The organism is Pseudomonas sp. CMR5c (genome assembly GCF_003850545.1).
In the GTDB taxonomy this organism is placed as follows: domain Bacteria; phylum Pseudomonadota; class Gammaproteobacteria; order Pseudomonadales; family Pseudomonadaceae; genus Aquipseudomonas; species Aquipseudomonas piscis.
Map to the genome: position 1 here is coordinate 2,477,862 of NZ_CP027705.1, position 26,001 is coordinate 2,503,862.

25 protein-coding genes are annotated in these 26,001 nt (G+C 65.9%); 16 read left to right on the forward strand and 9 right to left on the reverse strand.

The features are described from left to right. Window positions 1-92: 92 nt before the first annotated feature. Together C4K40_RS11610 and C4K40_RS11615 are read right to left on the reverse strand one after the other, a co-directional pair. Window positions 93-506: a hypothetical protein gene (locus C4K40_RS11610; RefSeq protein WP_053136392.1), complete on the reverse strand. Its 414-nt coding sequence runs from the start codon at window positions 504-506 to the stop codon at window positions 93-95. 47 nt (window positions 507-553) lie between these two features. Further along, window positions 554-1,177, reverse strand: coding sequence for a TetR/AcrR family transcriptional regulator (locus tag C4K40_RS11615; RefSeq protein ID WP_053136390.1), 624 nt, complete (start codon window positions 1,175-1,177; stop codon window positions 554-556). A 185-nt stretch (window positions 1,178-1,362) separates the two neighbouring features. Here C4K40_RS11615 and C4K40_RS11620 point away from each other — a divergent pair, with 185 nt between their 5' ends. From C4K40_RS11620 to C4K40_RS11650, 7 genes are all read left to right on the forward strand, one after another. Further along, entirely contained in the window at window positions 1,363-3,153 is a 1,791-nt protein-coding gene (locus C4K40_RS11620) for an ABC transporter ATP-binding protein (protein ID WP_053136388.1), read from the forward strand. After that, complete coding sequence (locus C4K40_RS11625; protein ID WP_053136386.1) at window positions 3,147-4,898, forward strand: ABC transporter ATP-binding protein; 1,752 nt, start codon at window positions 3,147-3,149, stop codon at window positions 4,896-4,898. Before C4K40_RS11620 ends, C4K40_RS11625 begins: the two co-directional genes overlap by 7 nt. Then, window positions 4,898-5,839, forward strand: coding sequence for an ABC transporter permease (locus C4K40_RS11630; protein WP_053136382.1), 942 nt, complete (start codon window positions 4,898-4,900; stop codon window positions 5,837-5,839). Before C4K40_RS11625 ends, C4K40_RS11630 begins: the two co-directional genes overlap by 1 nt. Next, on the forward strand, window positions 5,836-6,780 hold the full coding sequence (locus C4K40_RS11635) for an iron chelate uptake ABC transporter family permease subunit (RefSeq protein WP_053136380.1): 945 nt from the start codon (window positions 5,836-5,838) through the stop codon (window positions 6,778-6,780). The genes C4K40_RS11630 and C4K40_RS11635 overlap by 4 nt, the downstream gene beginning before the upstream one ends. Beyond that, window positions 6,777-7,553: an ABC transporter ATP-binding protein gene (locus C4K40_RS11640; RefSeq protein ID WP_053136378.1), complete on the forward strand. Its 777-nt coding sequence runs from the start codon at window positions 6,777-6,779 to the stop codon at window positions 7,551-7,553. The genes C4K40_RS11635 and C4K40_RS11640 overlap by 4 nt, the downstream gene beginning before the upstream one ends. Then, window positions 7,550-8,551: a siderophore ABC transporter substrate-binding protein gene (locus C4K40_RS11645; protein WP_053136375.1), complete on the forward strand. Its 1,002-nt coding sequence runs from the start codon at window positions 7,550-7,552 to the stop codon at window positions 8,549-8,551. The genes C4K40_RS11640 and C4K40_RS11645 overlap by 4 nt, the downstream gene beginning before the upstream one ends. Before the next feature lie 128 nt (window positions 8,552-8,679). Then, window positions 8,680-10,908, forward strand: coding sequence for a TonB-dependent siderophore receptor (locus C4K40_RS11650; RefSeq protein WP_371263502.1), 2,229 nt, complete (start codon window positions 8,680-8,682; stop codon window positions 10,906-10,908). Between the two features lie 84 nt (window positions 10,909-10,992). Here the strand turns inward: C4K40_RS11650 and C4K40_RS11655 are convergent, their stop codons facing one another. Together C4K40_RS11655 and C4K40_RS11660 are read right to left on the reverse strand one after the other, a co-directional pair. Then, window positions 10,993-11,520, reverse strand: coding sequence for a glyoxalase superfamily protein (locus tag C4K40_RS11655; protein WP_053136372.1), 528 nt, complete (start codon window positions 11,518-11,520; stop codon window positions 10,993-10,995). Window positions 11,521-11,703: 183 nt separating this feature from the next. After that, window positions 11,704-12,399 (reverse strand): tRNA (adenine(22)-N(1))-methyltransferase TrmK, encoded by a 696-nt coding sequence (locus C4K40_RS11660; protein ID WP_053136369.1) that lies wholly within the window; start codon window positions 12,397-12,399, stop codon window positions 11,704-11,706. Between the two features lie 442 nt (window positions 12,400-12,841). On the opposite strand from C4K40_RS11660, the gene C4K40_RS11665 reads away from it, so the two are divergent. Genes C4K40_RS11665 through C4K40_RS11695 form a run of 7 tightly spaced genes read left to right on the forward strand, consistent with a single transcriptional unit; the run spans window position 12,842 to window position 18,103 of the window. Then, window positions 12,842-13,039, forward strand: a complete 198-nt coding sequence (locus tag C4K40_RS11665; protein ID WP_022644134.1) for a hypothetical protein — start codon at window positions 12,842-12,844, stop codon at window positions 13,037-13,039. After that, entirely contained in the window at window positions 13,027-13,701 is a 675-nt protein-coding gene (locus C4K40_RS11670) for an amino acid ABC transporter permease (RefSeq protein WP_053136366.1), read from the forward strand. The genes C4K40_RS11665 and C4K40_RS11670 overlap by 13 nt, the downstream gene beginning before the upstream one ends. A gap of 2 nt (window positions 13,702-13,703) precedes the next feature. After that, on the forward strand, window positions 13,704-14,438 hold the full coding sequence (locus C4K40_RS11675; protein WP_053136364.1) for an amino acid ABC transporter permease: 735 nt from the start codon (window positions 13,704-13,706) through the stop codon (window positions 14,436-14,438). A gap of 41 nt (window positions 14,439-14,479) precedes the next feature. Then, window positions 14,480-15,208 (forward strand): amino acid ABC transporter ATP-binding protein, encoded by a 729-nt coding sequence (locus tag C4K40_RS11680; protein ID WP_031321487.1) that lies wholly within the window; start codon window positions 14,480-14,482, stop codon window positions 15,206-15,208. Between the two features lie 23 nt (window positions 15,209-15,231). Next, window positions 15,232-16,185: a bifunctional Delta(1)-pyrroline-2-carboxylate/Delta(1)-piperideine-2-carboxylate reductase gene (gene lhpI, locus C4K40_RS11685; RefSeq protein ID WP_053136363.1), complete on the forward strand. Its 954-nt coding sequence runs from the start codon at window positions 15,232-15,234 to the stop codon at window positions 16,183-16,185. A gap of 25 nt (window positions 16,186-16,210) precedes the next feature. Further along, a complete protein-coding gene (gene lhpH / locus C4K40_RS11690) occupies window positions 16,211-17,218 on the forward strand; it encodes a trans-3-hydroxy-L-proline dehydratase (RefSeq protein ID WP_022643720.1) in 1,008 nt (335 codons plus the stop codon). Between the two features lie 60 nt (window positions 17,219-17,278). Continuing rightward, window positions 17,279-18,103, forward strand: a complete 825-nt coding sequence (locus C4K40_RS11695) for a transporter substrate-binding domain-containing protein (protein WP_083456977.1) — start codon at window positions 17,279-17,281, stop codon at window positions 18,101-18,103. A gap of 48 nt (window positions 18,104-18,151) precedes the next feature. Here the strand turns inward: C4K40_RS11695 and C4K40_RS11700 are convergent, their stop codons facing one another. The 4 genes from C4K40_RS11700 to C4K40_RS11715 all read right to left on the reverse strand — a co-directional run bounded on the left by C4K40_RS11700 (window position 18,152) and on the right by C4K40_RS11715 (window position 23,050). Then, the gene (locus C4K40_RS11700) at window positions 18,152-18,874 is read right to left on the reverse strand and encodes a FadR/GntR family transcriptional regulator (protein ID WP_022643722.1); all 723 of its coding nucleotides are present in this window, start codon (window positions 18,872-18,874) and stop codon (window positions 18,152-18,154) included. Between the two features lie 382 nt (window positions 18,875-19,256). Then, the gene (locus C4K40_RS11705; RefSeq protein ID WP_053136362.1) at window positions 19,257-21,461 is read right to left on the reverse strand and encodes an OsmC domain/YcaO domain-containing protein; all 2,205 of its coding nucleotides are present in this window, start codon (window positions 21,459-21,461) and stop codon (window positions 19,257-19,259) included. 110 nt (window positions 21,462-21,571) lie between these two features. Further along, complete coding sequence (locus C4K40_RS11710; protein ID WP_022643724.1) at window positions 21,572-22,099, reverse strand: AAA family ATPase; 528 nt, start codon at window positions 22,097-22,099, stop codon at window positions 21,572-21,574. Window positions 22,100-22,159: 60 nt separating this feature from the next. Beyond that, window positions 22,160-23,050, reverse strand: coding sequence for a LysR family transcriptional regulator (locus C4K40_RS11715; RefSeq protein ID WP_053136361.1), 891 nt, complete (start codon window positions 23,048-23,050; stop codon window positions 22,160-22,162). 245 nt (window positions 23,051-23,295) lie between these two features. Between C4K40_RS11715 and C4K40_RS11720 the strand changes: the two genes are divergently transcribed. Further along, window positions 23,296-24,492, forward strand: coding sequence for an MFS transporter (locus C4K40_RS11720; protein ID WP_053136359.1), 1,197 nt, complete (start codon window positions 23,296-23,298; stop codon window positions 24,490-24,492). 4 nt (window positions 24,493-24,496) lie between these two features. Here C4K40_RS11720 and C4K40_RS11725 read toward each other — a convergent pair whose 3' ends face one another. Next, complete coding sequence (locus tag C4K40_RS11725) at window positions 24,497-25,489, reverse strand: GlxA family transcriptional regulator (protein ID WP_053136356.1); 993 nt, start codon at window positions 25,487-25,489, stop codon at window positions 24,497-24,499. A 113-nt stretch (window positions 25,490-25,602) separates the two neighbouring features. On the opposite strand from C4K40_RS11725, the gene C4K40_RS11730 reads away from it, so the two are divergent. After that, window positions 25,603-25,986, forward strand: a complete 384-nt coding sequence (locus C4K40_RS11730) for a PaaI family thioesterase (RefSeq protein ID WP_031321490.1) — start codon at window positions 25,603-25,605, stop codon at window positions 25,984-25,986. Window positions 25,987-26,001: the final 15 nt, after the last annotated feature.

Sequence of the window (26,001 nt, forward strand, 5' to 3'; positions counted from 1 at the left end):
GCGGGCCAGCCACCGGCCGAGCCAGGCTGCGGCAGCGAGCATCTCGGCCGGTGGCTAGCCCTGGATAGTCGGTGGCAATGCCTTGCGGATGATCAGGGCAGCAAGCTGCACCGCGCCTCTTCGGCTTGCAGGCGCAGGATCAGCCCCGACTGGAACTCGATCACCAGGTGGTGATCGGCGGGAAAGTCGTCGCTGAGGTAGAACTCACCGGTGGCGGCGTCCTGCGGGACCACGCCGATGGCGTGCAGGCAACGATCGTCCTCCGGGTCCCAGGCGCAATCACGGCCATCGGCCGAGAAATAGCTCACGCCGCTGAAGAGCAGGTCGATCGCCTCGGGCTCCTCGGGAGGCACCCAGGGTTCTGGCCATCGGCGAAAGTGCAGGGCCAGGGTGCGGCTCGTGACGTCGTACCGGATATGCTCGGCCTGGTAGAAGTTGTGCAGGTCGTGGGCGCGGCCCTGTACTTGCACCTCGATGTGTCCTAGCACGAAATCGTGAAACAGCATGTTCCGGTCCTTGTTCCGGTAGGCCGCTGGGAGGGCGGGAAGTTGGCTCAGGAACCTGGAATCAGGCCTTCCTCGAGCAGGGCCAGGGCGCCGACGATCAGCGCATGCATGCCCTGGATCAGTTCGGCCTCCATCTCCGCCACTTCCGCCAGGCGATCAGCCTCCAGTTCCGGCTCTTGGCCTGACACCGCATACACCGTATCGGCCACGGCGAAGCAGTGGAACGCCACCGTGGCCAGCAGCCAGCGGGCCTGCAGCGGGTCGATGTCGTAGGCCTGGGCGATATGCAGCTGGTGCTCGATGATCTTGTCCAGCATCGGCTGGGTCGCTGCCAGCCGGCGGATCATGTAGGGCGTCAGCCCCGGATGCGCCTTGACGAACTCCCGGGCCGAAGTGGCGAACAGGATCAGGTAGTCCTTGAGGCTGGTGCGCTGTTCGGCGTTGGCCCGGGGAATCTGCCAGCGCTGGAACAGCTCCTCGGCGATCAGGCTCTTGAGCGCATCGAGTCCCGCGATGTGCTTGTACAGCGCCATGTGGCTGACGCCCAGGGCGGCGGCGACGCCGACGAAAGTGATGTTCGACAGGCCGATACCGATGCCGGCATCGGCGATCCGTTCCCGGGTGATGGTGCGCGGGCGCCCGCGCGCCGGGGTTTTCTGTGGCGGTTCCATGGAGAGGTCCTGGCTCGATGAGGCATGACTTGTAGCTGCCTTGTCTGGTTTTGGCAAATTAGTTTATAGTCATGCAACTAAATGGTTCTGATTCTCAGATCCATCCATGAGCTATCCCCGGCCAGGGTTTTCCCGGCTCCGTTCGCGGAGCAGGCCGGTCTTCGAATGTCTGGAAAACTTCATCTATGAGCACCCATGACGCGACCTCGGCCCACTCCAAGGCCCAGGGTCCGATCAGCCAGGTCTTGACTCCCGTGCGCGGTCGGCTGATCACGGCGGCGGCCCTGTCCGCCAGTGGATCGATGCTGACCCTGGTTCCCTTGGCCGTTATCGAACGCATCGCCAGGCTGGCCCTGGGCGATGCCACCCATGTGGCCGGCGATATTGGCTGGCTGTTGCTGGTGGGCGTGGCGAGCCTGTTCTGCGGCATGGCGCTGCTCTGCGCTGGCGAGTTGCAGGCGCACCTGGCCGACAACCGCATCACCCATCAATTGCGCCTGGCGATCGTCCAGCGCCTGGCCCTGGTGCCGCTGGGCTGGTTCACCGAGCGCGCCTCGGGGGAGGTCAAGCGGGCGATGCAGGACGACATCGGCACGCTGCACAACCTGACGGCGCACTTCTTCACCACCTTGGGCCGTGCCGGCGGTGCGTTGCTGATCGGGGTGATCTACCTGTTCGCCATGGACTGGCGCCTGGCGCTGCTCTCGCTGCTGCCGTTCCCCGGGTTCTTCGTGTTCCTGGGCCGGGCCATGAAGTCCAGTGGCGCCAACATGCAGGAGATCGTCACTGGCCTTGGGCGCATCGACAATGCGGTGGTCGAATTCGTCAACGGCATCCCGGTGATCAAGGCCTTCGGCAGCAGTGGCCAGGCCCATGTGCGCTACCGCGAGGCGATCGACGCCTTTGCCCAAACCTTCATTGCCTTCACCCGTCCGCTGGTGGCGGCCATGGCCAACGCCAACGCGATGGTCGCCCCAGTCTCGGTACTGGGGGTGGTGCTGGCCTGCGGCACCTTGTTCGTGAGCCAGGGCTGGGCCACGCCGCTGGACGTGCTGCCCTTCGCCCTGGTGACCCCGGGATTGTGCGCGCCGGTATTGTTGCTGCACTACATCCTGCACGACCTGGGCAGTGCCACCGGCGCGGCCCAGCGGGTGCAGGCCTTGCTGCAGACTCCGGTGCTGGAGCAGCCAGCCCCCGGTACCGGGCAACAGCCCCAGGGCAATGAACTGCGCCTGGAGCGGGTGAGCTATGGCTACGACCCCGAGCATCCGGTGCTGGCGGACATCGACCTGGTGCTCGAACCTGGTACCACCACCGCCATCGTCGGGCCTTCCGGGGCCGGCAAGTCGACCCTGGCGCGCCTGCTGCTGCGTTTCTTCGACCCCAGTGCCGGGCGCATCACCCTGGGGGGCGTCGACCTGCGCCAACTCGACAGCGCCAGCCTCTACCGCCATATCGGCTTCGTATTGCAGGACGTGCGCCTGATCCACGCCAGCGTCGGCGAGAACATCGCCCTGGGCAAACCCTTGGCCAGCCGCCAGGAGATCGAAGCGGCCGCGCGCCTGGCCAATATCCATGAGCAGATCCTGCGCTTGCCCCGGGGCTACGACTCGGTGGTGGGCGAGGACGCGCACTTTTCCGGGGGTGAGCAGCAACGCCTGAGCATCGCCCGCGCCGTACTGCTCGACCCGCCGGTGCTGGTGCTCGACGAAGCCACGGCCGCGGCGGATGCCGAAAGCCAGGTGGCGATCCAGGAAGCACTGGCGCGTTTCTCCCAGGGCCGCACCCTGCTGGTGATCGCCCATCGACTGGATACCGTGATGCACGCCGAGCGCATCGTGGTGCTCGACAACGGCCGGGTCCGTGAACAGGGCCGGCACTCCCAGTTGCTCGAGCAAGGAGGGCTGTACGCACGGCTCTGGAGGCTCGGTGGCTATGGCGACAACCGCAAGGAACAGGTAGCACAACCATGCTGAAGACCTTCATCCAACTGCTGGGCGAGGATGTCCCGGTATTGCGTCGCTATGCCTGGATGGCGGTGGGCTATGGCCTGCTCAGCGGCCTGACCATCACCGTCCTGGTGCCATTGCTCGGCCGCTTGCTGGCCGGTGATACCCGAGGCGCCAGTGCCTGGCTGGCGTTGTTGCTGGCCGGTGTGCTGCTGTGCTGGCTTTGGCGGCGCCGGGTGGAGCGCGCCGGGGTCGCGGTAGGCGTCGCCGTCCTGCAAGGCGTGCGCTTGCGCATGGGCGAGCATATCGCCCGGCTGCCGGTGGGCTGGTTCACGCCCGAGCACAACGCCCGGCTGGGACACGTCATCACCCAGGGCATGATGGCCATCGCGCAGTTGCCGGCCCATGTGTTCACGCCCCTGATCAGTGCCGCGATGACCCCCTTGGCGATGGTCGTCGCCCTGGGCGTGTTGCACTGGCCGACCGGATTGCTGGCCCTCCTGGCCTTGCCGCTGCTGGCGCTCGCGGTGTCGTTCTCGACCCGCCTGGGGCGCCGCGCCGATAGCGCTTTCCATGCGCATTTCGCCAAGACCAGCCAGCGCATGGTGGAGTTCGCCCAGGCCCAGTCGGTGCTGCGTGCGTTCAACGGCGAGCAGGGCGGCACGCGCTTGCTGCGCCAGGCCATCGACCAGCAGCGCCAGTCCGCCGGGCGCTTGATCTACCTGTCGTCATTATCCTCGGTGCTCAACACCTGGGTGGTCCAGGGCATCTTCGCCGCCTTGCTGGTGAGTGCCGGCCTGTGGCTCGAACGTCTGTTGGGCCTGGGCCTGGAAACCGGCCCGGCCATCGCCCTGGCGGTGACCCTGGTAGTGGTCAGCCGTTTCGTCGATCCGCTGCTGGAACTGGCCAGCTATGGCGAGACCCTGCGCGGGGCCCTGGGCCAGCTCGAAGAGGCCAGCCAGATCCTCGCCGTGCCGCCTCTGGCCCAGGCCCGGTCGCCCCAGGCGCCGGGCGATGCCTCGGTCGAACTGCAAGGCGTGAGCTTCGCCTATGGCCCCGGGCAGCCCGAGGTCCTGCGGGACGTCAGCCTGCGCCTGGCGCCGGGCAGCATGACTGCGTTGATCGGCGCGTCGGGTTCGGGCAAGACCACCCTGGCCAGGCTGATCGCGCGGTTCTTCGAGGTCGGCCAGGGCAGCGTGCGGGTCGGTGGCGCGGATGTGCGGCAGATGTCCGAGGCGCAACTGGCCGGGCACATCAGCCAGATCTTCCAGGATTCCTACCTGTTCCAGGGCAGCATTGCCGACAACATCCGCCTGGGCGACCCCGAGGCCAGCGCCGCCCAGGTCATGGAGGCCGCGCGCCAGGCCGGCGTGGTGGAGATCATCGAGCGCCTGGCCCAGGGTATCGACACCCAGGTGGGCGAGGGCGGGGCGCGCTTGTCGGGAGGCGAGCGCCAGCGCATCGCCATTGCCCGGGCGCTGCTCAAGCAGGCGCCGATCCTCCTGGTGGACGAAGCCACCGCGGCCCTGGATGCCGAAAACCAGGCGGTCATCGCCCAGGCCCTGGCCAGGTTGCGTGGCCAGTGCACACTGGTGGTCATCGCCCACCAGCTGTCGACGGTGGCCATGGCCGACCAGATCGTAGTGCTGGAGCAGGGACGGGTGGTGGAGCAGGGAACGCCGGATGAGCTGCGTGCCAGGCCGGGGTACTACGCGCGTTTGCTCGACCAGCGTGGCGCCGCCCAGGGCTGGCGGATCGGAGCGTCCCGCTGATGCGCGCCAGCTGGCTGGGGGCCTTCGTCATCCTCTGCGGCGCCTCGTTGCTGGTGGGCGCCCGGCAGTTCTCCCTGGGGCAGCTGTTGTCCGGGGCCGGCGATGCCTGGCTGACCCTCACCGCCAGCCGCCTGCCACGGTTGATGGCGCTGGTGCTCAGCGGTGTGGGGCTGGCGGTGTGCGGGGTGATCCTGCAGCACATCGTGCGCAACAAGTTCGTCGAACCGGCCACCACCGGCGGCCTGGATGCGGCCAAGCTGGGCATCCTGCTGTCGCTGGTGCTGCTGCCGGGCGCCGGCACCCTGGGACGCATGCTGTTCGCCCTGGGGGTGTGCTTCGCCGCGAGCCTGGCGTTCGTCCTGATCATCCGCCGCGTGCCGTTGCGCAGCGCAGCATTGGTGCCGGTGATCGGCCTGATGTATGGCGGCGTGCTGAGCGCCCTCGCCGAGTCCTACGCCTATCGCCATAACGTGCTGCAAAGCATGCAGGGCTGGTTGCTCGGGGACTTCTCCCGGGTGGTCCAGGGCCACTACGAAATCATCTACCTGATCTTGCCGATCGTGGCCCTGGCCTATCTGTATGCCCAGCGTTTCACCGTGCTCGGCATGGGCGAGGGCATGGCCGCGAGTCTGGGCCTGAATTATCCGGCGACGGTGGCCCTGGGGTTGCTGCTGGTGGCCGTGACTGTATCGGCCACGGTGATCACCGTGGGCTCGATTCCCTTCGTCGGCCTGGTGATCCCGCAGCTGGTCGCCCTGCGCCACGGTGACCAGCTGGGCCGGACCCTGCCGCTGGTGGCCCTGGGCGGCGCATCGCTGCTGCTGGTCTGCGACCTGGTGGGGCGCCTGGTCATCTACCCCTACGAAGTGCCCATCGGCCTGACGGCCGGATGCCTCGGCGGCGTGCTGTTCCTGATCCTGCTGGTACGGGGGCGCCGATGAAGCCTTCGCACTATGGGGTGTGGCTCGCGGTGTGCGCCCTGGCGCTGCTGTTCCTGTTGCTGGGCTCGGGGCTGGATTTTGCCCAGGTGATCCCCAGGCGCCTGGTCCGGCTGGGGGCGATGGTGATCGGCGGGGTGTGCGTCGCCTGGTCGTCGATCGCCTTCCAGACCTTGACCTGCAACCGCATCCTGACCCCGGCGATCATGGGCTACGAGGCGGTGTACCTGCTGTTGCAGGCGGTATTGGTGGCGGTGCTGGGCATGTCCGGCCTGCTGGTGCTGGGCGCCCATGGCAACTTCGGGTTGTCGGTGCTGCTGATGCTGGCCTACTCCTGGGCGCTGCACCGCTGGCTGTTTGGCGATGGCCGGCGCGACCTGTTCTTCCTGCTGCTGGTGGGGCTGGTGCTGACCATGGTCATCGGTACCTTCACCCAGTTCGTCCAGTACCAGGCCAGCCCTGGGGAGTTCTCCATGCTGCTGGGGTTCAGCCAGGCCTCGTTCAACCGCGTGCAGCCCCAGCAGTTGCTGTACGCCGGGTTGCTGGTGGCGGGGCTGTGCCTGGCAGGGCGCAAGACCCTGGCGACCCTCGATGTGCTGGCGCTGGGGCGCGACCAGGCGATCTCCCTGGGGGTCGACTACCAACGCTGCGTGCGCCTGCAACTGGCGCTGATCGCCGGCCTGGTGGCGGTGTCCACCAGCCTGCTGGGGCCCGTGGCCTTCATGGGGGTATTCGTGGCGAACATCGCCTATGCCCTGGCCGGGACCTTCCGCCACCGGGTCACGCTGCCCCTGGGCTGCGCCATCGCCGTGGGCCTGTTCCTGCTCGCTCAGCTGATGGTCGAGCACCTGTTCAACTACAAGACCACCGTGGGCCTGCTGGTCAACCTGTTGTGTGGCGCTTACTTCCTGGCCCTGATGCTGCGTACCCGAGGAGCTGCATGATCACTGTCCACGACCTTCACAAGAGCTACGGCGCCAAGACGGTACTGCACGAGGTCAACGTGCAGTTCCCGGCCCGCCGCCTGACCTCGCTGATCGGTCCCAACGGCGCGGGCAAGTCGACCCTGCTGATGATGATCGCGCGGCTGCTGGAGCCGACTCGCGGCAACATCCTGGTGGCGGGCCGCGATACCCGTGGCATGGCCATCGGCGACTACGCCCGCACGGTGGCCACCCTGCGCCAGGCGCCGGACTTCAACCTGCGCCTGACGGTCGAGGAACTGGTGGCCTTCGGGCGCTTTCCCTACAGCCGTGGGGCCCTGACCCGGGCCGACCAGCAGGCGATCGACGAGGCCATTGCCTTCCTCTCGCTGCAGGAGCTGCGCGGGGCCTTTCTCGATGAACTCAGCGGTGGCCAGCGGCAGATGGCGTTCCTGGCCATGACCATCGCCCAGCAGACCGACTACCTGCTGTTGGACGAGCCGCTGAACAACCTCGACATCAAGCATGCGGTGCAGATCATGCGCGCCCTGCGCCGGCTGTGCGACGAGCAGGGGCGCACGGTGGTGCTGGTGGTGCACGACATCAACTTCGCCGCCAACTACTCGGACCACATCGTGGCGATGAAAAAGGGCGCCGTGCACGCCGCTGGCAGCGTCGCCCAGGTGCTGACCGAAGAGCGGCTGCGAGAGCTCTACGGGCTGGATTTCAGCATCAGCCATGACGCTCGCGGCTACCTGTGCAACTACTTCAACCCCGCAAGAGAACTGAAATGACCCGACATCACGCAAGCAGGTATGGGACGTTGGCCCTGTTGGTGGCCGCGATCCTGGCCGGGCAGGGCTGCCAGGATAAAACCGCCACCTCGCCCGCAACGGGCCAGGCTCCGGCTGCTGCCAACCAGGCCCCGGCCTACACCCCGGTCACGGTCCGGCACCAGCTGGGCGCCACGCTGGTGGAGCAACTGCCCCAGCACACGGTGGCCCTGGACATGAACGAAGTGGATTTCCTCGACCAGCTGGGTATCCCCGTGGCCGGCATGCCCAAGGATTTCATCCCGCACTTCCTGGACCGGTACAAGCAGGCGGCCCAGGTCGAGGACCTGGGGGCGATCGTCCAGCCCAACCTGGAGCGGATCTATGCCGTGAAGCCGGACCTGATCCTGATCACCTCACTGCAGGCCAGCCACTACCAGGAGCTGAGCGCAATCGCGCCCACGGTGCATTTCGATGTGGATTACCGCGACAGCCAGGGCCGGCATATCGAGGTCATCAAGGAGCACCTGGCGAGCCTCGGCGAGATCTTCGGCAAGCAGCAACAGGCCCGGGAGCAGGCCGCGCAACTGGAGGCCAAGGTGCAGCAGGCCCGGCAGGTCACGGCAGGCCGCCCTGAGCGCGCCTTGATCGTGCTGCATAACAACGGCGCCTTCAGCTCCTTCGGCGCGCATTCGCGCTATGGCTTCATCTTCGATGCGCTGGGGGTGAAACCGGCCAGCCCCGAGGGCGAGACCGGCCTGCATGGCCAGCCGATCTCCAGCGAATTCATCCAGCAGGCCAACCCCGACATCCTCTACGTGGTGGACCGCACCGCCGTGATGGAAGGGCGCCCGGCCCTGGATGCCCTGAGCCTGGACAACCCGCTGCTGCGCCAGACCAACGCCTGGAAGAACGGCCGTGTGGTCTTTGCCGATGCCCAGGCCTGGTACGTCACCGCCGCCAGCCCGACCTCGGTGAAGCTGATGATCGACGACGTCATCAAGGGTTATCAGCCCTGACTTCGAGCTAAGGGCTGTTCGCGGCATTTGCGTGGTAGCAAGTGATTATCAACAGCCTTAGCTCTTGCATTCGAATCAAGCCAACTAATCAGAAAAACACCGCATTTTCACTTCAACGGAGCTGTAGCGTGACTCACCGTCATTCTTTCCATCGTAATGCACACCTTTCCCAGGCTTTGGTCGCCAAACCCCTGGCCGTCGGCGTCCACCGCGGGCTGGCGGGGCTGGCCCTGGGGGTCCTGGCCACGCTGGCGGCGCCGGCGGGCGCAGAGGTTCGCGAGCCGGCCGAAGCGACCCAGGACCGGGCACTGGCGTTGCCCGCCACCACGATCCAGGGCGAAGCCGTCTCCAGCCTGCCACCGGCCTACGCGGGGGAGCAGGTGGCCTCTGGCGGCAAGCTCGGCTTGCTGGGCAACAAGGACTTCATGGAGACCCCGTTCAGCACCATCAGCTACACCGAGAAATACATCGAGGACCGCCAGGCCAAGAGCATCACCGATGTGATCGCCGCCACCGATCCGGCGGTGTTCAGCAACGGCTTGACCGGCACCTTCAGCGAGAACTACTCGATTCGCGGCTTCGCCTCGGACATCAGCGACGTGACCGTCGACGGGTTGTTCGGCATGGCGCCGTTCTATCGCGTGTCCCCTGAAATGTACGAGCGCATCGAAGTGCTCAAGGGCCCCTCGGCGCTGCTCAACGGCATGCCGCCAGGCGGCTCGGTGGGCGGCACGGTCAACCTGGTGCCCAAGCGTGCCGGCAACGAACCGCTGACACGCCTGACCGGCAGCTACATGTCCGACTCGCAGCTCGGGGGGCACCTGGACATGGGCCGGCGCTTTGGCCAGGACCAGCAGTTCGGCGTGCGTTTCAACGGCGTCCACCGCGAAGGCGATGCGGCCACCGACCACCAGAAGCAGAAAGCCGACCTGGCGTCATTGGCCCTGGACTGGCGGGGCGAGCGTGCGCGGTTGTCCCTTGACCTGTACGACGCCGACCAGCGCATCACTGGCCAGAACCGTGGGATGGGCCTGGTTGCCGGGGTTGCGGTGCCCAGACCGCCCAAGGCCGGTTCGCTGCTCAACCCCGACTGGGCGACGGTGGAAAGCAAGGACAAGGGCGCGATCCTGCGTGGCGAGTTCGACCTCAGTGAACAACTGACCGCCTACGCCGCGGTAGGCAGCAGCAAGAGCGACTACGCCTACAACGGCGCCATGATCGCCACGGTGATCAACGATGCCGGCGACCTGCGCAGCAGCATGGGCCAGTTGAAGTTCCAGGTGCGCAAGGTCTCGGCAGAAACCGGCCTCAAGGGCCAGTTCCAGACGGGCGAGATCAAGCACCAGTGGTCGTTGAACGCTACCCAGTACTCGGACAAGAAGAAGGATTGGGGGCGTCGCTCGGTGCCCGGTGCCGACTGGACCACCAATATCTACCACCCGACCTGGGGTCCCAAGGCGCCCACCAGCTGGCCGCTGATCATGCACAGCGAGAGCCGCCTGCGCAGCTACGGCGTGGCCGATACCTTGTCGGTGCTGGACGATCGCCTGCAACTGACCCTGGGCGTGCGCCGCCAGGAGGTGCTCAGCGATACCTTCAGCGTCAGCACCGGCAAGCGCACCTCGCGCTATGACGAAAGCGCCACCACCCCGGCGGCCGCGGTGCTGTTCAAGGCCACCGACGACCTGTCGCTGTATGCCAATTACATCGAGGGCCTGAGCAAAGGCGGCACGGCGCCGCTGACCGCAGCCAACGCCGGCGCGATCTTCGCGCCCTACAAGACCAAGCAGAAGGAAGTCGGCCTGAAGCTCGACCTGGGCTCCTTCACCCATACCCTGGCGTTGTACGAGATCACCCGTCCGGGCAGCTACACCGATCCGGCCACCAACATCTACTCCATGGGGGGCGAACAGCGTAACCGCGGGGTGGAGTGGGGCTTCTTCGGGGCGCCGCTGGACGACGTGCGGTTGATGGGCGGCGTCGCCCATGTCGACCCCAAGCTGACCAAGACCGAGGGCGGCCGCAACGACGGCAAGAACGCCACTGGCTATCCCGAACTGCAAGGCAAGCTCGGCGTGGAATGGGATACCCCGGTGCTGCAGGGCCTGACGCTGACCGCCAACGCCACGGCGTTGTCCAAGCAGTACATCAGCGCCGACAACCAGCAGTCGATTCCCGGCTACACCCTGTTCGACGTGGGCGCCCGCTACGCCACCCAGGTCGCCAACCGCCCGGTGACCCTGCGGGGCAACGTCAGCAACCTCACCAACAAGGCCTACTGGGGAATGCCGCTGACCACCAGCCTGGGCCTGGGTGCACCACGCACCTTCGAGCTGTCCGCCTCGGTGGACTTCTGAAACCCCAGCCCATGAGCGTCCACGGGCAGGCACTGGGCCTGCCCGTGGTACGGCTCGCTTGCGCTCTGGATGGTCGGCGCAGGATCAGCCCTGGCAGAAGCGGATGCGATTGCCGAAGGGGTCGTAGACTTCCAGGGTCTTGCCCCAGTCTTCTTCGACGATATCGGGGCGGCCGTAGCCGTAGCGCTTGGCTTGCAGTTCATCGCGCAGCTGTTCGATGTTGTGCATCGGCACGAAGATCGTCGCCCCGGGGCTGGCATCGCCATGGTGCTCGGACAGATGCAGTTGCAGGCCATTGCGGCTGATGCCCAGGTACAGCGGCAGGTCGGCTTCGAAGCGGTGTTCGAACTCCACGGTGAACCCAAGGAAATCGAGGTAGAACTCGCGAGCCTTGGCTTCGTCGAACATCCGCAGGATCGGGATGGCCTTGTCGAAGCTGATCCCCTGGGGTTGTTCCTGGGGCAGGGCTGCGGCGGCGGTGTTCCAGTCCTTGTAGCCCAGTTGCCGGGCCACGCTTTCCAGCGCGGTGGCGTGGCTTATCGATTGGTCGTGGGAAGCGAGCGCGGTGCGCAGGCGCTTGGCCATTTGCTTGGCGTGTTCGAGAGTGATCATCGTTGCTCCTGTTCGCCGAGGTGCAGGGGTGCTCGCGTTGCCGGGCCTCGACTGTCAAGAGTGACGACAGGGTAGGGGGGACAGCGATGCTTTCACCATTCCTTGCGGATGCGAGCGGCAGGTAGCATCGACCTGGGGCGATGATACACAGCGGGTTTTACCAGTGAAAGCAGCGCTGCGGACTCAGGCCAGCAGCTCGCTGATCCAGCGGGCCTTGCGCTGGGTGTCCTGGAGTTTCTCCTCGGGCACCGCCTGCTGCGCCCGGGCGAAGTGGGCCAGGATCTTGTGCTTCTGGCGCAACTTGCGCTGCCACTTGGCCAGGAATGCCGGGCTGCGCTCCTGCATCTGCAGCGGGCCGAAGTACAGCTGCTCGGCGCTGTAGCTTGGGCTGGCGCCGCGCTCGGCGACGATGATCTCGTAGTCGAAGCGGTTCTCGCGCAGCACCTCTTCGAAAAGGATGGCGTAGCCGTTGTCCATCAGCCATTGACGCAGCGGTTGTTCGCCGCCGTTGGGCTGCATGACCAGGCGCTCGCGGCCATTGAGGCGTGCCTTGCCGGCCTCAAGGATGTCGCGGATGGTCTCGCCACCCATGCCGCAGAAGCTGATGGCGGTGATCCCGTCCCCCGGCTCGATTGCCGCCAGGCCGTTGGCCAGGCGCACGCTGATGCGTTGGCCGAAACCACTGGCACGAGCGCTGCGTTGGGCCGAGTGGAAGGGCGTCAGCGCCACCTCGCCAGCCACTGCCCTCTCGATGGCGCCACGGCGCAACAACGCCAGCGGCAGGTAGCCGTGGTCCGAGCCGATATCGGCCAGGCGCGCCCCGGCCGGTACCTGGGCCGCGACGCGCTCCAGGCGCATGGACAATGTCTGTTCGTTCAACTGCAACCTCTTTCTTGCGTGGGCCCGCCACATCTCGAGCCGGATCGGGGGGCGATTCTGTCGGGCGCCGCCGCGTATTTCAAATGCAGGCGATCAGGCTCACTGGCTACGGATGGGGGCGGTACCACGCCAGGTGATCATTTGGTCATTGTTGATTACCAGTTGCTTCTCCGGGTTTCACCTTGCAGCCAGGGACATACGTCGCTTTTACGGCCTTTGACTGACCGGATCTTAACGGGGTTTGGGAAGTTTCTGATCTTTTTTCCCGGGGCTTTGCTTGAGAATGCAGCAGTCTGGATCGGAAAATAACCAGTTAATGGTTTTTGTTGAACCAGTTTGACCGTCCAGGCATGACCTAGACCCACCCGGGAATCTGCCGGTCCAGCGCCAGGTATTCGCTGGAACCACCAATCGGGTTGCCAGGGCAAGCAGGAGAGCAGCGATGAACAAGAACAACAAAAAACGATACCTCAAGGCCCTGGCGGTGTTCCGGCGGCGCTACCTGCCGCCACGGGACGATCCGCGAGGGCACGGCCTGGGTTGGGCGGGGCTGCCATGCTCGCATGCCTGGCCGGATGCCGAGCCCACCAAACCAGGCTCGGGTGGCGTACGCAACGGGAGCCTGGCATGGACTTCCTGAACGAATATGGGCAGGTCCTGGCCAGGGGACTGCTGGTGACCCTGATGCTGGCGCTGGGCAGCTGGCTGCTGGCCTTTGCCGTCGGCCTGCTGGTGACGTTGCTGCGCCTGGCCGGGGGGCGCTTCGTCGGCCTCTGGGTTATGGCGTTCATCGAGTACCAGCGCAACGTCCCGCCCCTGGTGCATCTGTTCCTGTGGTACTTCGGCGTGAGCAGCCTGCTGCCCGAGACTCTCCAGGAGTGGTTGAACGAGCATCACGGCGAGCTGTTATTCGCGCTGATCGCCATCGGGCTGTACTACGGCGCCTACTTCGCCGAGGACATCCGCAGCGGCCTGCGCAGCATCGCTGCGGGGCAGCAGGAAGCGGCGCAGGCCCTGGGCCTGGGGCGGGCCGGCGCCCTGCGTCGGGTGATCCTGCCCCAGGCGCTGCGAGTGGCGATCGCCCCTTTGCTGAGCAACACCGTGATGCTGATGAAGACCACCAGCCTGGCCATGGTCATCGGGGTGATGGAGCTGACCTACGTCACCAAGGAGGTGGCCAGCGGCACCTTCCGCATCTTCGCCACCTATGGGCTCAGCACCGTGCTGTATGTGGCGGTGGCGTTGAGCCTGTTGCTGGCCGGTGGCTGGCTGGGCCGGCACCTGCGGATCAGGGGGCGCTGAGCATGCTGGAGATCATCCAGGAGTACTGGTTGCTGTTCCTGCTGGGGTCCTACCCCAATGGCCCGCTGGGCGGCATCGTCGCCACGCTGCTGCTGTCGATCATCGGCATCGGCCTGGCGTTCCCGTTGAGCGTACTGCTGGCCCTGGCCCAGCTCAGCCCCGCGAAGGTACTGCGCTATCCGGCCATGGGCGTCGGCTACCTGCTGCGCAGCATTCCGTTGGTGATGCTGATCTTCGGGGCCTATTTCGTGGTGCCGATCATCCTCGGGCGACCGGTTGCCGGCTTCACCACCATGGCGGTGACGCTGGTGGTGTTCCAGGCGGTGTACCTGGCGGAAATCGTCAGGGCGGGCATCGAATCGCTACCCAAGGGGCAGGGCGAGGCCGCCGCGGCACTGGGCATGGGCTACTGGACCCGGACCCGCAGGGTGATCCTGCCCCAGGCCCTGGGGAACATGCTGCCGAGCATGGTTGGCCAGTTCGTCACCACCATCAAGGACACCTCGCTGGGCTACGTGATTGGCGTCAACGAGCTGACCTACGCCGCCAACCAGGTCAACAGCACGGTGCTCACCGAGCCCTTCAGCGTGTTCCTGGTGCTGTCGCTGGCCTATTTCGCCATCTGTTTCGCCCTGACCCAGGCCGCCCGCCTGCTGGAGGCGCGCCTTGCCCGCAACAACGGGCGGATGCCCGCCACTTCCCACCAACCACGCCCGGCTCCGGCCCAGGGGTATTGATCATGCACAACCACAACGCTGCCCTGGCAGCTTCCAGCGTCATCATCGCCCTGGACAAGGTGAACAAGTGGTACGGCGAGCACCAGGTGCTCACGGACATCAGCGCTCAGGTGAAGAAGGGCCAGGTGGTGGTGCTGTGCGGGCCGTCCGGTTCGGGCAAGTCCACCTTGATCCGCACCATGAACCGCCTGGAGGCCATTGGCTCGGGGACCATCCATGTCAATGGCCAGGACGTCCAGGGCCGGCAGGTGGATGTGAATGCCATGCGCAGCCACATCGGCTTCGTGTTCCAGCAGTTCAACCTGTTTCCCCACCTGTCCGTCCTGGAGAACGTCACCTGCGGGCCACTGTGGGTACGCAAGGCGGCAGCGGCGCCGACCCGCGAACTGGCCCTGGGCCTGCTGGACAAGGTCGGCCTGGGGCACAAGGCCGAGGCCTATCCGAACCAGCTGTCGGGTGGCCAGCAACAGCGCGTGGCCATCGCCCGGGCATTGGCCATGCAGCCACCGGTGATGCTGTTCGATGAGCCCACCAGCGCCCTGGACCCGGAAATGGTCGGCGAGGTGCTGGCAGTGATGAAGGCCCTGGCGGCCGAGGGCATGACCATGGTCTGCGTGACCCACGAGATGCACTTCGCCCGGGAGGTGAGCGACGTGGTGTGGTTCATGGACCAGGGCCGCCTGCTGGAGGTGGCACCTCCCGGCGAGTTCTTCAACACGCCCAGGCATCCCCGGGCGCAGCAGTTCCTTTGCGACATAGGTCGCCGCTGAGTCATCCATAGAGGAGCAACAGAATGAACGATCCATCCATTGCCGCCATGCTGGCGAACCCTCCGGGAATCATCGTCTGCGACCCGGCCAGGACCGCCGCCTTGCTGGGCTTCGAGCAGTTGGTCGAGGCCCTTGGGCGGGCGGTGCGGGAACTGGCGGCCGGTTCGATCTTGAGCCCGGAGCGCATGGTGGTGCCCCTGGGCGAGGGCGGGGTGCTGCTCAGCATGCCGGCCACCGCGCCGGACATCGCGATCCACAAGCTGGTGAACGTGCAGCAGGCCAATGCCCGGCGCCATCTGCCCACCTTGCATGGCAATGTCACGGTATGCGATGCCGCCACCGGCAGGCTGCTGTGCCTGCTGGACGGCCCGGAAGTGACTGGGCGCCGCACCGCCGCCGTCACCCTGCTGGCCCTGCGCACCTTCCTGCCCCAGCCTGTGCAGCGGATCCTGATCTTCGGCACCGGTGCCCAGTCGCGGTTTCATGTCCAGGCCATCAACGCGCTGTATCCCCAGGCCAGGATCTGGGTACGAGGCCTGGACCTCGCGTCCGCCAAGCAGTTCTGCGAAGCCAATCGCCAGTGGCATGGCCAGTTGCAGCCGTTGGATGGCGACATGCCGGAGGTCGATGCAGTCATCACCCTGACCACCAGCCTCGAGCCGGTTTACAACCAACCGGCCCGGGCCGGGTGCCTGGTCGTCGGGGTCGGCGCCTTCAAACCGGAAATGGCCGAGCTGGGCAAGACCCTGCTCGACGGCAGCCTGATCTATGCCGACGACCCGGCCGGTGCTCGCCACGAGGCCGGGGACCTGCTGCGTGCGGCGGTGGACTGGTCCCAGGTCAGGTCCCTGGCCAGTGCGCTGGATGGCGCCGTCGAGCCTGGGCGTCCGGTGGTGGTCAAGAGTGTCGGTACCGCCGCCTGGGACCTGGCGGCTGCCCGTGTAGCCCTCGCCAACCTCATGGCCGAGCGCGCCTGAATCCATTGTCCAAGGGGAATCGACCATGCGTATCACCCGCAGCATCAACACCGTGGAAGTCCATACCGGCGGCGAGCCGTTTCGAATCGTGACCTGCGGCCTGCCCAGGTTGCCCGGCAAGACCATCATCGAGCGTCGTGCCTGGCTACGGGACCATGCGGACGATATCCGCCAGGCCCTGATGTTCGAGCCGCGCGGCCATGCCGACATGTATGGCGGCTACCTCACCGAGCCGGTCTCGCCCACGGCGGACTTCGGCATCATCTTCCTGCACAACGAAGGCTACAGCGACCACTGCGGCCACGGCACCATCGCCCTGGCTACCGCCGCCGTGGAGCTGGGCTGGGTCGAGCGGACGTCGCCACGCACCCGGGTCGGCATCGATGCTCCCTGCGGTTTCATCGAAGCCTTCGTCGAGTGGGATGGCCAGCATGCCGGTAGCGTGCGCTTCATCAACGTGCCGTCGTTCATCTACCGTCGCGACGTGACGGTCCAGACCCCGAGCTACGGTCCGGTTACCGGCGATATCGCCTACGGTGGGGCCTTCTATTTCTATACCAGCGGTGCGCCCCATGGCCTGCCGATCCGCGAGTCGGCGGTGGAGGAGTTGAAGAAGTTCGGGGCCGAGGTGAAGCGCGCGGCCAATGCCGCGTTCCCGGTGGTGCATCCCGAGATTCCCGAGATCAACCACATCTACGGCACCATCATCGACGGTGAGCCGCGCCTGCCTGGATCGACCCAGGCCAACTGCTGCATCTTCGCCGACCGCGAGGTGGACCGCTCACCCACAGGTTCGGGCACCAGCGGCCGTATCGCCCAGCTTTACCTGCGGGGGCAGATCGACCGGGACCAGGTGCTGGTCAACGAGTCGGTAATAGGGTCGGTGTTCAGCGCCAGGGTCATCGAAGAAACCCGGGTGGGGGAATTCCAGGCGGTTATCCCGGAAGTCTCGGGCACGGCCTACATCTGTGGGTTCTGCAACTGGATCATCGATGAGCGTGACCCGCAGCGGCACGGTTTCCTGGTCCGCTAGCGCGGCGTTAGCTGCTGCGTGCACGACATTGCCATGCTTATTCTTCCTGGGGACACAGATATGAAACGCGGTTTTTCATCGTGGGGTTCTGCCATTGCCACTTGCCTGTTGCTGGGGGCGACTGGCGTCCAGGCCGCGCAACTGGACGAGGTCAAGGCTCGCGCAGTGCTGGTCTGCGGCGTACTGGATATCTTCGAGCCATTCGGCTACACGGACGTGAAGACGCGCTCGGTGGTCGGTTATGACGTGGACGTTTGCCAGGCGGTGGCCGGCAAGCTGGGAGCGAAGGTCGAGATCAAGCCGGTATCCATCGAGGCCCGTATCGCCGAGTTGCAACAGGGCCACATGGATGTGCTCGGCGCGGGGCTGGCCCATACGCCGCTACGCGCCGAGCAGGTGGCATTTTCCGATGCCTACTATGTGAGCGAGAACGTGCTGGCGGTCAGGGCCGGTCGGGGCATCACCGCCCTCGGCGAGCTGGATGGCAAGCGCATCAGCTACGTCAAGGGCAGCATCAGCGAGGCCTATATCAGGCAGGCCTTGCCGGGCGCGACGGCGGTCGGCTTCGAGGATGTGTCCAGCGCCTTCACCGCATTGCTCCAGGGCAAGGTCACGGGTTTCAGCACTTCGCAGGAGGTCCTGCACAAGTTGCTCAACCGCCTGGGTGACAAGGCCGGGCAGTACAGCATCCTGCAACCGGCCATCGGCCGGGAAGTCTGGGGCCTGGGCATACGTCGAGACGAGCCGGACATGCTCGTCGCGGTGAACTCGGCGTTGCGCGAGCTGGAGGCCGAAGGGGCGATGCAGGCCATCTTTGACAAATGGCTGGGAGCCCAGACCCTCTACCGGATGCAGCGCTCCTTCAAGGTCCAGCCGATTCGTTGAACGCAGCGTGCGAGGGGCCGGCATGGCACGTCCATGCCGGCCCCTCGCTCATTCCCGCGAGCTGATATCGCGGCGCACCCGCTTGAGGTGGCCTTCGACGTAGAAAGCGGCGGCATCTTCGTCGCCGCTGATGATCGCCTCGTAGATCAGGCGGTGTTCCGCCGCATACAGCTGGATGCGTTCGGGGTCGTAGATCCCGTCGTCCCGCAGGCGGTTCCACAACGGTTGCTCCATGGTCTTGTTGATTTCCTCGGCGATCCGGGCAATCAGGATATCGCCGGTCATCATCGCGAGCTGGCGGTGGAACAGCCGGTCGGCTTCGCTCCAGCGCGCTTGTTGCAGCGGATCGCCGATGTCCTTCACATCGATCATCTGTTCCAGGTAGCGCTCGGCCAATGGGTCGCGCTGGGCACGGCGGGCGGCCAGGCGGGCTATCGCCGGTTCGATCAGCAAGCGTACTTCGAGGGTGCTGATGGGGCTGAAGTCGGCATCCACCGGCGGCAGCCCGGCATAGTCCGGTGCCGCTTCGTTCACCTGCAGCGGGCAATCGGCGACGTAGGTGCCTGAGCCATGGCGGGTGGTCACCATGCCTTCGTTCTGCAAGGCACCGATCGCTTCGCGTACGGCGGGCCGGCTCACCTTCAGCCGCTGTGCCAGGTCACGCTCGGAGGGCAGGCGCGAGCCGTGGGCATACTGGCCGCTCAGGATGCCGGCGCGGATCTGGTCGGCAACCTGCTCGTAGATCTGCTTGGGGCGAAAGTCTGCTTGCATGGTGGCGGTCTCTCGGGGCGCTAGCCGTCGGCTTGGGTTTGGCAGGTCGTGAATGTCAGGAGCCCATGGTACAGCTCGTGAAGACGGGAAACAGGGGGACGGCATTTTCCGTTGCTGTTATCGGATGGCAGTGGCTGCCTGATCAGATTGTTGCTCAGCCGTGGCGAACATGGGGCAGATTCGCAATCCGGGGGCTGAAACAAAAAAAGCACCCGAACAGGCGGTGTGAAAACGTCGCGAGTGAAGGCAAGACAAGGCAAAAACAGGCGAGGAAGCGGAGTTTACTGGCTGTAAATGAGCGCTCTGAGCCTGTTTTTAACGCAGTATTGCCAAACGCAGTAGTTTTCCCACAGCCTGCGAAGGTGCTTTCCTGCCGAAGCCCTCAGCTGGCCAGGCCAGCCATTCTGGCCCGTGCCGCGTGCAGCTTCTTGTAGCTGTCGATCAACCGCAGGTGCCGGTCCAGGCCCTCCAGTTGCATGCTGGTAGGCGTCAGGCCATGGAAGCGCACGCTGCCCTGTACCGAGCCGATCACCGCGTCCATGCGCTCGTTGCCGAACATGCGGCGCAAGTTGGCTTCGTAGTCCGCCAGCTCCAGCTCGTCGTCCAGTTGCACTTCCAGCACCGCGTTCATGGCCTGGTAGAACAGGCCGCGCTCGACGGTGTTGTCGTTGTACTGCAGGAACATCTCCACCAGTTCCTTGGCCGGGTCGAACTGGCCCAGGGCCACGTGGATCAGCAGCTTCAGCTCGAGGATGGTCAACTGGCCCCAGGCGGTGTTGTCGTCGAACTCGATGCCGATCAGGGTGGTGATGTCGGTGTAGTCGTCCAGCTCGCTTTGCTCCAGGCGTTCCACCAGGTCGCGCAGGCCGTCTTCGTCCAGGCTGTGCAGGTTGAGGATGTCTTCGCGGAAGAACAGCGCCTTGTTGGTGTTGTCCCAGATCAGGTCGTCCACCGGGTAGATTTCCGAGTAGTCCGGCACCAGGATCCGGCAGGCGGTGGCGCCCAGGTGCTCATACACCGCCATGTAGCTTTCCTTGCCCAGGCCTTCGAGGATGCCGAACAGGGTCGCGGCTTCCTCGGCGTTGGAGTCGGCGCCCTGGCTGGAGAAGTCCCACTCGACGAACTCGAAGTCGGCCTTGGCGCTGAAGAAGCGCCACGACACCACGCCGCTGGAATCGATGAAGTGCTCGACGAAGTTGTTCGGCTCCATCAGCGCCTGGCTCTCGAAGGTCGGCTGCGGCAGGTCGTTCAGGCCCTCGAAGCTGCGGCCCTGGAGCAGTTCGGTGAGGCTGCGTTCCAGCGCTACTTCGAGACTCGGGTGCGCGCCGAAGGAGGCGAACACGCCACCGGTGCGCGGGTTCATCAGGGTCACGCACATCACCGGGAATTCACCGCCCAGAGAAGCGTCCTTGACCAGCACCGGGAAGCCTTGCTCCTCCAGGCCCTGGATACCCGCCAGGATGCCCGGGTACTTGGCCAGCACTTCCTGGGGCACGTCCGGCAGGGCGAGCTCGCCTTCGAGGATCTCGCGCTTGACCGCCCGTTCGAAGATTTCCGACAGGCACTGCACCTGGGCCTCGGCCAGGGTGTTGCCGGCGCTCATGCCATTGGAGAGGTACAGGTTCTCGATCAGGTTGGAGGGGAAGTACACCACTTCGCCATCCGACTGGCGCACGAAGGGCAGCGAGCAGATGCCGCGCTCGATGTTGCCGGAGTTGGTGTCGTACAGGTGCGAGCCGCGCAGCTCGCCGTCGGGGTTGTAGATCCCGAGGCAGTACTCGTCGAGGATTTCCTTGGGCAGGGCATCCTTGCGCCCTGGCTGGAACCAGCGCTCGTCGGGGTAGTGGACGAACTCGGCGTTGGCGATCTCCTGGCCCCAGAACTGGTCGTTGTAGAAGAAGTTGCAGTTCAGGCGCTCGATGAATTCGCCCAGGGCCGAGGCCAGGGCGCTTTCCTTGGTCGAGCCCTTGCCGTTGGTGAAGCACATCGGCGACTGCGCGTCGCGGATATGCAGCGACCAGACGTTGGGCACGATGTTGCGCCAGGAAGCGATCTCGATCTTCATCCCCAGGTCTGCGAGGATCGCCGACATGTTGGCGATGGTCTGCTCCAGTGGCAGGTCCTTGCCGGGGATGCGGGTGCTGGTGCCGGCGTCGAGGCTCGGCATCAACAGGGCCTGGGCATCGGCGTCCAGGTTCTCCACTTCCTCGATCACGAACTCGGGGCCGGTCTGCACCACCTTCTTCACCGTGCAGCGATCGATGGAGCGCAGGATGCCCTGGCGATCCTTCTCGGAGATGTCCGCGGGCAGCTCGACCTGGATCTTGAAGATCTGGTTGTAGCGGTTTTCCGGATCGACGATGTTGTTCTGCGACAGGCGGATGTTGTCGGTGGGGATGTCGCGGGTCTGGCAGTACAGCTTCACGAAGTAGGCGGCGCACAGCGCCGAGGAAGCCAGGAAATAGTCGAACGGACCCGGTGCCGAGCCGTCGCCCTTGTAGCGGATCGGCTGGTCGGCCACCACCGTGAAGTCATCGAACTTGGCTTCAAGTCGGAGGTTGTCGAGAAAGTTGACCTTGATTTCCATGGGGGCTACCAGAATAACGAGCAAGACGAAAAGGCCGCCATTATCCGGTTTTTCACTCGGAAGTCTTGCGCTTTTGCGCCATGGCCGCCGACCGGTCCAGGCTGTCGCGCTCAGTCCGGCAGGCGGGGCGGCAGCGTCTCGAGCCAGTTGTCGATGTCCCGCATGCCTCGCAGATGAACAACCGGCACCTGGGGCGCCACGGCCTGGCGGACCTGTTCGATGCCCGGGCGATTGTGCTGGTCGAAGTGCCACACGAAACCCAGGAACTTGAGGAACTCCAGGTTCAGTTGCTCATGGCAACCTGCCGGCAGGTCGGCGCGTGGACGGTTGCGCAGGCTGCGCATGAACACCCGGCGCAGGCAGGTGGTGCGCGGGGTGTCGAGCCAGATCACCAGCTCGGCGCGGGGCAGGCGCAGGTCGAAGGTGCGCCGCGAGTAATTGCCTTCGCAGATCCAGGCATCCGTGGCGACGGCCTCGCGGACCCGGCTGCGGAACACAGGTGTATCGGCCTCGACCCAGCCGGGCTCCCAGAACAGCCGGTCCAGGTGCACCACCGGCACTGCGAGACGGCGCCCCAGCTCCCGGGCCAGGGTGGATTTGCCGCTCCCGGCGTTGCCCAGTATCACGATGCGTTGCATAACCTGGCCCCAGGGAAAAAGCCGCGCAGTCTAGCATCGGCTCCCGGGGCCGGGCAGGGGTTAGTGCACGCTGTTGGCAAACATCCCGAGGAGGAAATCGCGCACGTGGATCAGGCGCGGACTGCGCATCGCGGTCTTGTTCCAGACCAGGTACAGCTCGTTGGTGGGAGCCTGCGCCAGGGACGTCAGCGATACCAGGCGACCGGCTTCCAGGGCCTCGCGGCATTGGTAGTCGGGCAGCACGCTCCAGCCTTGGCCCTGGACCACCAGGTCCTGGATGATGCGCAGGTCGGCGATGGTCAGTGCGGCCTGCAAGGTCGGGGCGAACTGGAACAGCGCGGTCCATACCGGGCGGATCAGCGGCAGGTCTTCGTCGAAGGCAATCAGCGGCACAGCGGCCAGTGCCTCGGCCGATGGTCGCTTGCCCAGTTTCCGGGCCAGCTCCGGAGCCAGCACCAGGAGGAATCGTTCGGTCAGCAGCCGGGCGAAACCGTGGGCATGTTCGTCCGGCAGCGAGGCGGTGATCGCCAGGTCCGCGGTCGAGCTGTCCAGCAGGCTGTAGATGCGCTCGCGGTTGCCGGTGTGCAGGCGGATTTGCAAGCCCTGCTTCAGCAGGGGCGCGAGCCCCGAGGCCAGCTTGCCGTGGATGAAGTCCGAAGGCCCGGCGATGTGCACGGTACCGCTCAGTTCATCGCTCTGGCGGTAGGAGGCCATGCGCATTTCCAGCCCGTCGAGCATTGGCCCGATGGCGCGGGCCAGCTCGTCGGCGGCCTCGGTCGCGGTCACGCCCCGCGAGCGCCGCACGAATAGTGGCTTGCCGACGAAGGCTTCCAGCGCCTGGATGTGCAGCGATGCGCCAGGCTGGGTCATGCCCAGCGCCTGGGCGGCACGGGAGAAGGATTGCAGGCGATAGGCCTCGATGAAGGTACGCAGGTGGTCCAGATGGCTCATGAAGCGGTATCGCGCCCGGGTGGGCGCCCTCGCGAAGTGTTCCCGGTTGATTGGTGGACAAGCGTCCGGCGGCGCGTTGGCTGGCCGGCCAAGGGCTGGCCAGCATAGTGGCAAGCCTGCTTGAGGTATAAAAATATTTTGGCCTGACTGCCAAAAGGTTAATTTTTCGAAATGACAGGGCCTCTCTACGATTGCGCGCATCCCTGGCCCCAGGCCGGTTTTCCAACTCTTCGGAGCGCGTGTCCATGCCCTTCATCGTCTATATCTTCAGCCTCAGCGCCTTTGCCCTGGGGCTTGCCGAATTCGTGCCCATCGGCCTCACCGACGTCATCGCCCAAGACCTGGGCCTCAAGCTCGAGCAGGCCGGTGGCACGGTCACCCTGTATGCCCTGGGCGCGACCTGCGCCGCACCGATCCTCACGGCCCTGACCGCAAGCTGGCCGCGCAAGCGGGTGATGCTCGGCACCGTGCTGGTATTCTGCGCCGGGAGCCTGGGCGCCGCCCTCGCCAGCAGCCTGTGGGCGCTGTTGGCGGCGCGGTTCGTCGCGGGCATGGGCCACGGCCTGTTCCTGGCTGTGGCTTCCAGCACCGCCGCGCGCCTGGCCGGACCGAAGCAAGCCGGGCGTGCAGTGGCGGTGGTGTTCTCGGGGTTCACCCTGGCCATGGCCATTGGCGTGCCCATCAGTACCTACCTCGGCGGCCTGTGGTCCTGGCGGCCGGTGCTGGGGGCGATTGCCGGGTTCGGTGCATTGGGTTTCCTCGGGCTGCTGGGCATGGTCGAGCCGGCCAGGACCCCAGGGGAGGCCGCTGGCGAATCCGTGGTCCAGGCACTTCGGGCATTGCTGCATCCAGCCTTGCTGGTGGCGGCCCTGGTGACCGTGCTGGGGTATGCCGGCTCGTTCAGCGCCTATACCTACATCGCGCCGCTGTTGACCGGGGTGACCCAGGTCAGCATCGCCACGGTTGGCCTGTTCATGCTCGGTTATGGCGTGCTCGCCGCAGTCGGCAACCTGTTGGGGGGACGGCTGACCGATCGCCTGGGTGTCGACCGGGCCAGCCTCATGGTGCTCGTCGGCATCGCCGGGTGCGGGCTGGGGTTCTGGGGGCTGGCGCATTCGGCCCTGGGCATGGCGCTCTGCGTGGCCTTGCTGGGGCTGTTCACCTACGCCGCGGTGCCGGCCTTGCAGGCTCGGTTGATCGGCATCGCCGAGCGGCATGCACCCCATGCCCATGCAGTGGCGGCCGGGCTCAATATCGCCGGTTTCAACCTGGGAATCGCCCTGGGAGCGTGGCTGGGGGGCGTTACCCTGGGGGCGCTGGGCATTGCCCACATGGGCCTGGCCGGGGCGGGGCTGGCCTCAGCCGGGCTGGTGCTGCTGGGGTGGCTGGTGGCCGTCGCGCCGGGACGCACCGTAGCCCGTACCAGCCGTTCGCAGTGCTGAAGGGCTAGTGGTCGCCTGGCCAGGGCCTGGGCTCCCGCTCTCGTTCCGCTACGCCCTGGCGCCACTGGGCCGGGGTCTGGCCTAGTTGGGTCTTGAACAGCCGCACGAAGTAGCTGACGTTTTCGTAGCCGACTTCGTAGGCGATCGCCTTGACCGACATGTCGCTGGCCAGCAGCAGTTTCTTGGCCTTGTCGACCCGCACCCGTTGCAGGTAGAGATTGGGTGGCAGGCGGGTTGCCAGCTGGAACCGGCGCTTGAGGGTGCGCTCGCTGAGGCCGGCTTCGCGGGCCATGTCGGCGATGCTGACGGCTTGGCTGTGGTGGCTTTCGATCCAGTCCTGCACCTTGAAGATCGCCGGGTCGCGATGGTTGCGATGTCCCGGCAGGATCGGGCTCAGGCGCTCGGGCGCGGCCACCAGCAAGTGGGTGGCGCAGAGCTGGGCGAAACGGTCGCCGCGATCCTGGGCCAGGATCTCCAGCAGTGCATCGAAGCCGCCGCCCAGGGAGCCGCTGCTCCAGATGCCCTGTGCCTGGAGGAAGGACGGGTGGGCGCTGAAGTCCCAGGCCGGATAGCGCAGCTTCAGTGGCCGGACGAAGGCCCAGTGGGTGGCCAGCAGCCCCTGGCCGAGCCCGGCTGCCGCCAGGTAGCAGACCCCCGTGGTCATGGCCAGGATTCGCGCCCCTTGTTCGCGGCTGCGGGCCAGCCACTCCAGGGCTCGGGGATCGGGGCTGAAGCCTGCCGTCAGGCGCGGCCCTTCGATGGGCGGGATGACGATCAGGTCGCCGGCGCCCAGTTCCTCCAATGCAGCATCCGGCTGGATGACATGGCCACTGGCGAGCGCGATCCGCGCGCCGTCCGCCGACAGCACCCGGACCCGGTAGCCCCGGGCCAGGCCGGTATGGCGCTCCAGCAGCGCGACGATGCGAAAGAAATCCGTCGCCGAGAACAACCCCATGCCCCAGCAGCCGTCATAGGCCAGTATCGCCACCTCGTTCATATCTCTCCCCATGGCCCGATCGGACTATCGATCAGCCCTTTAGAACACCGAAATCGGCCAGGTGCAAGGCTAGGATGGGCAGCCTTGAAGAAGACCAGGAACAGGAGCCAGACATGCAAGCAACCCCTACCAGGCAAGTGGACCGTTTTGCCGGTCTGCTGGGCGTCGAGCATCTGCACGCGAGTTTCGAGCAGGCCGCATGCCGGCTGCGATTGGCGCCGGAGCATCTCAATGCCCTGGGCGGTGTCCATGGCGGGCTGATCTTCGCCCTGGCCGATATCGCCTTCGCCGCCGCGTGCAATGCCGGGCAGGCGTTGTACATCGGCCTGCAGGCCGAGATGCGCTACATGGCCCGCGCCCGTGGCGCCGAACTGACCGCCACCGCCACCTGGATGGGCGGCAGTCGCAACATCGCCCATTACCAGGTGCTGGTGACCGACGACCAGGGTTTGCGCATCGCCCTGTTCAGCGCTTCGGCCTATCGCCTCGGTCAATGAGCCTGGGGCAAGATG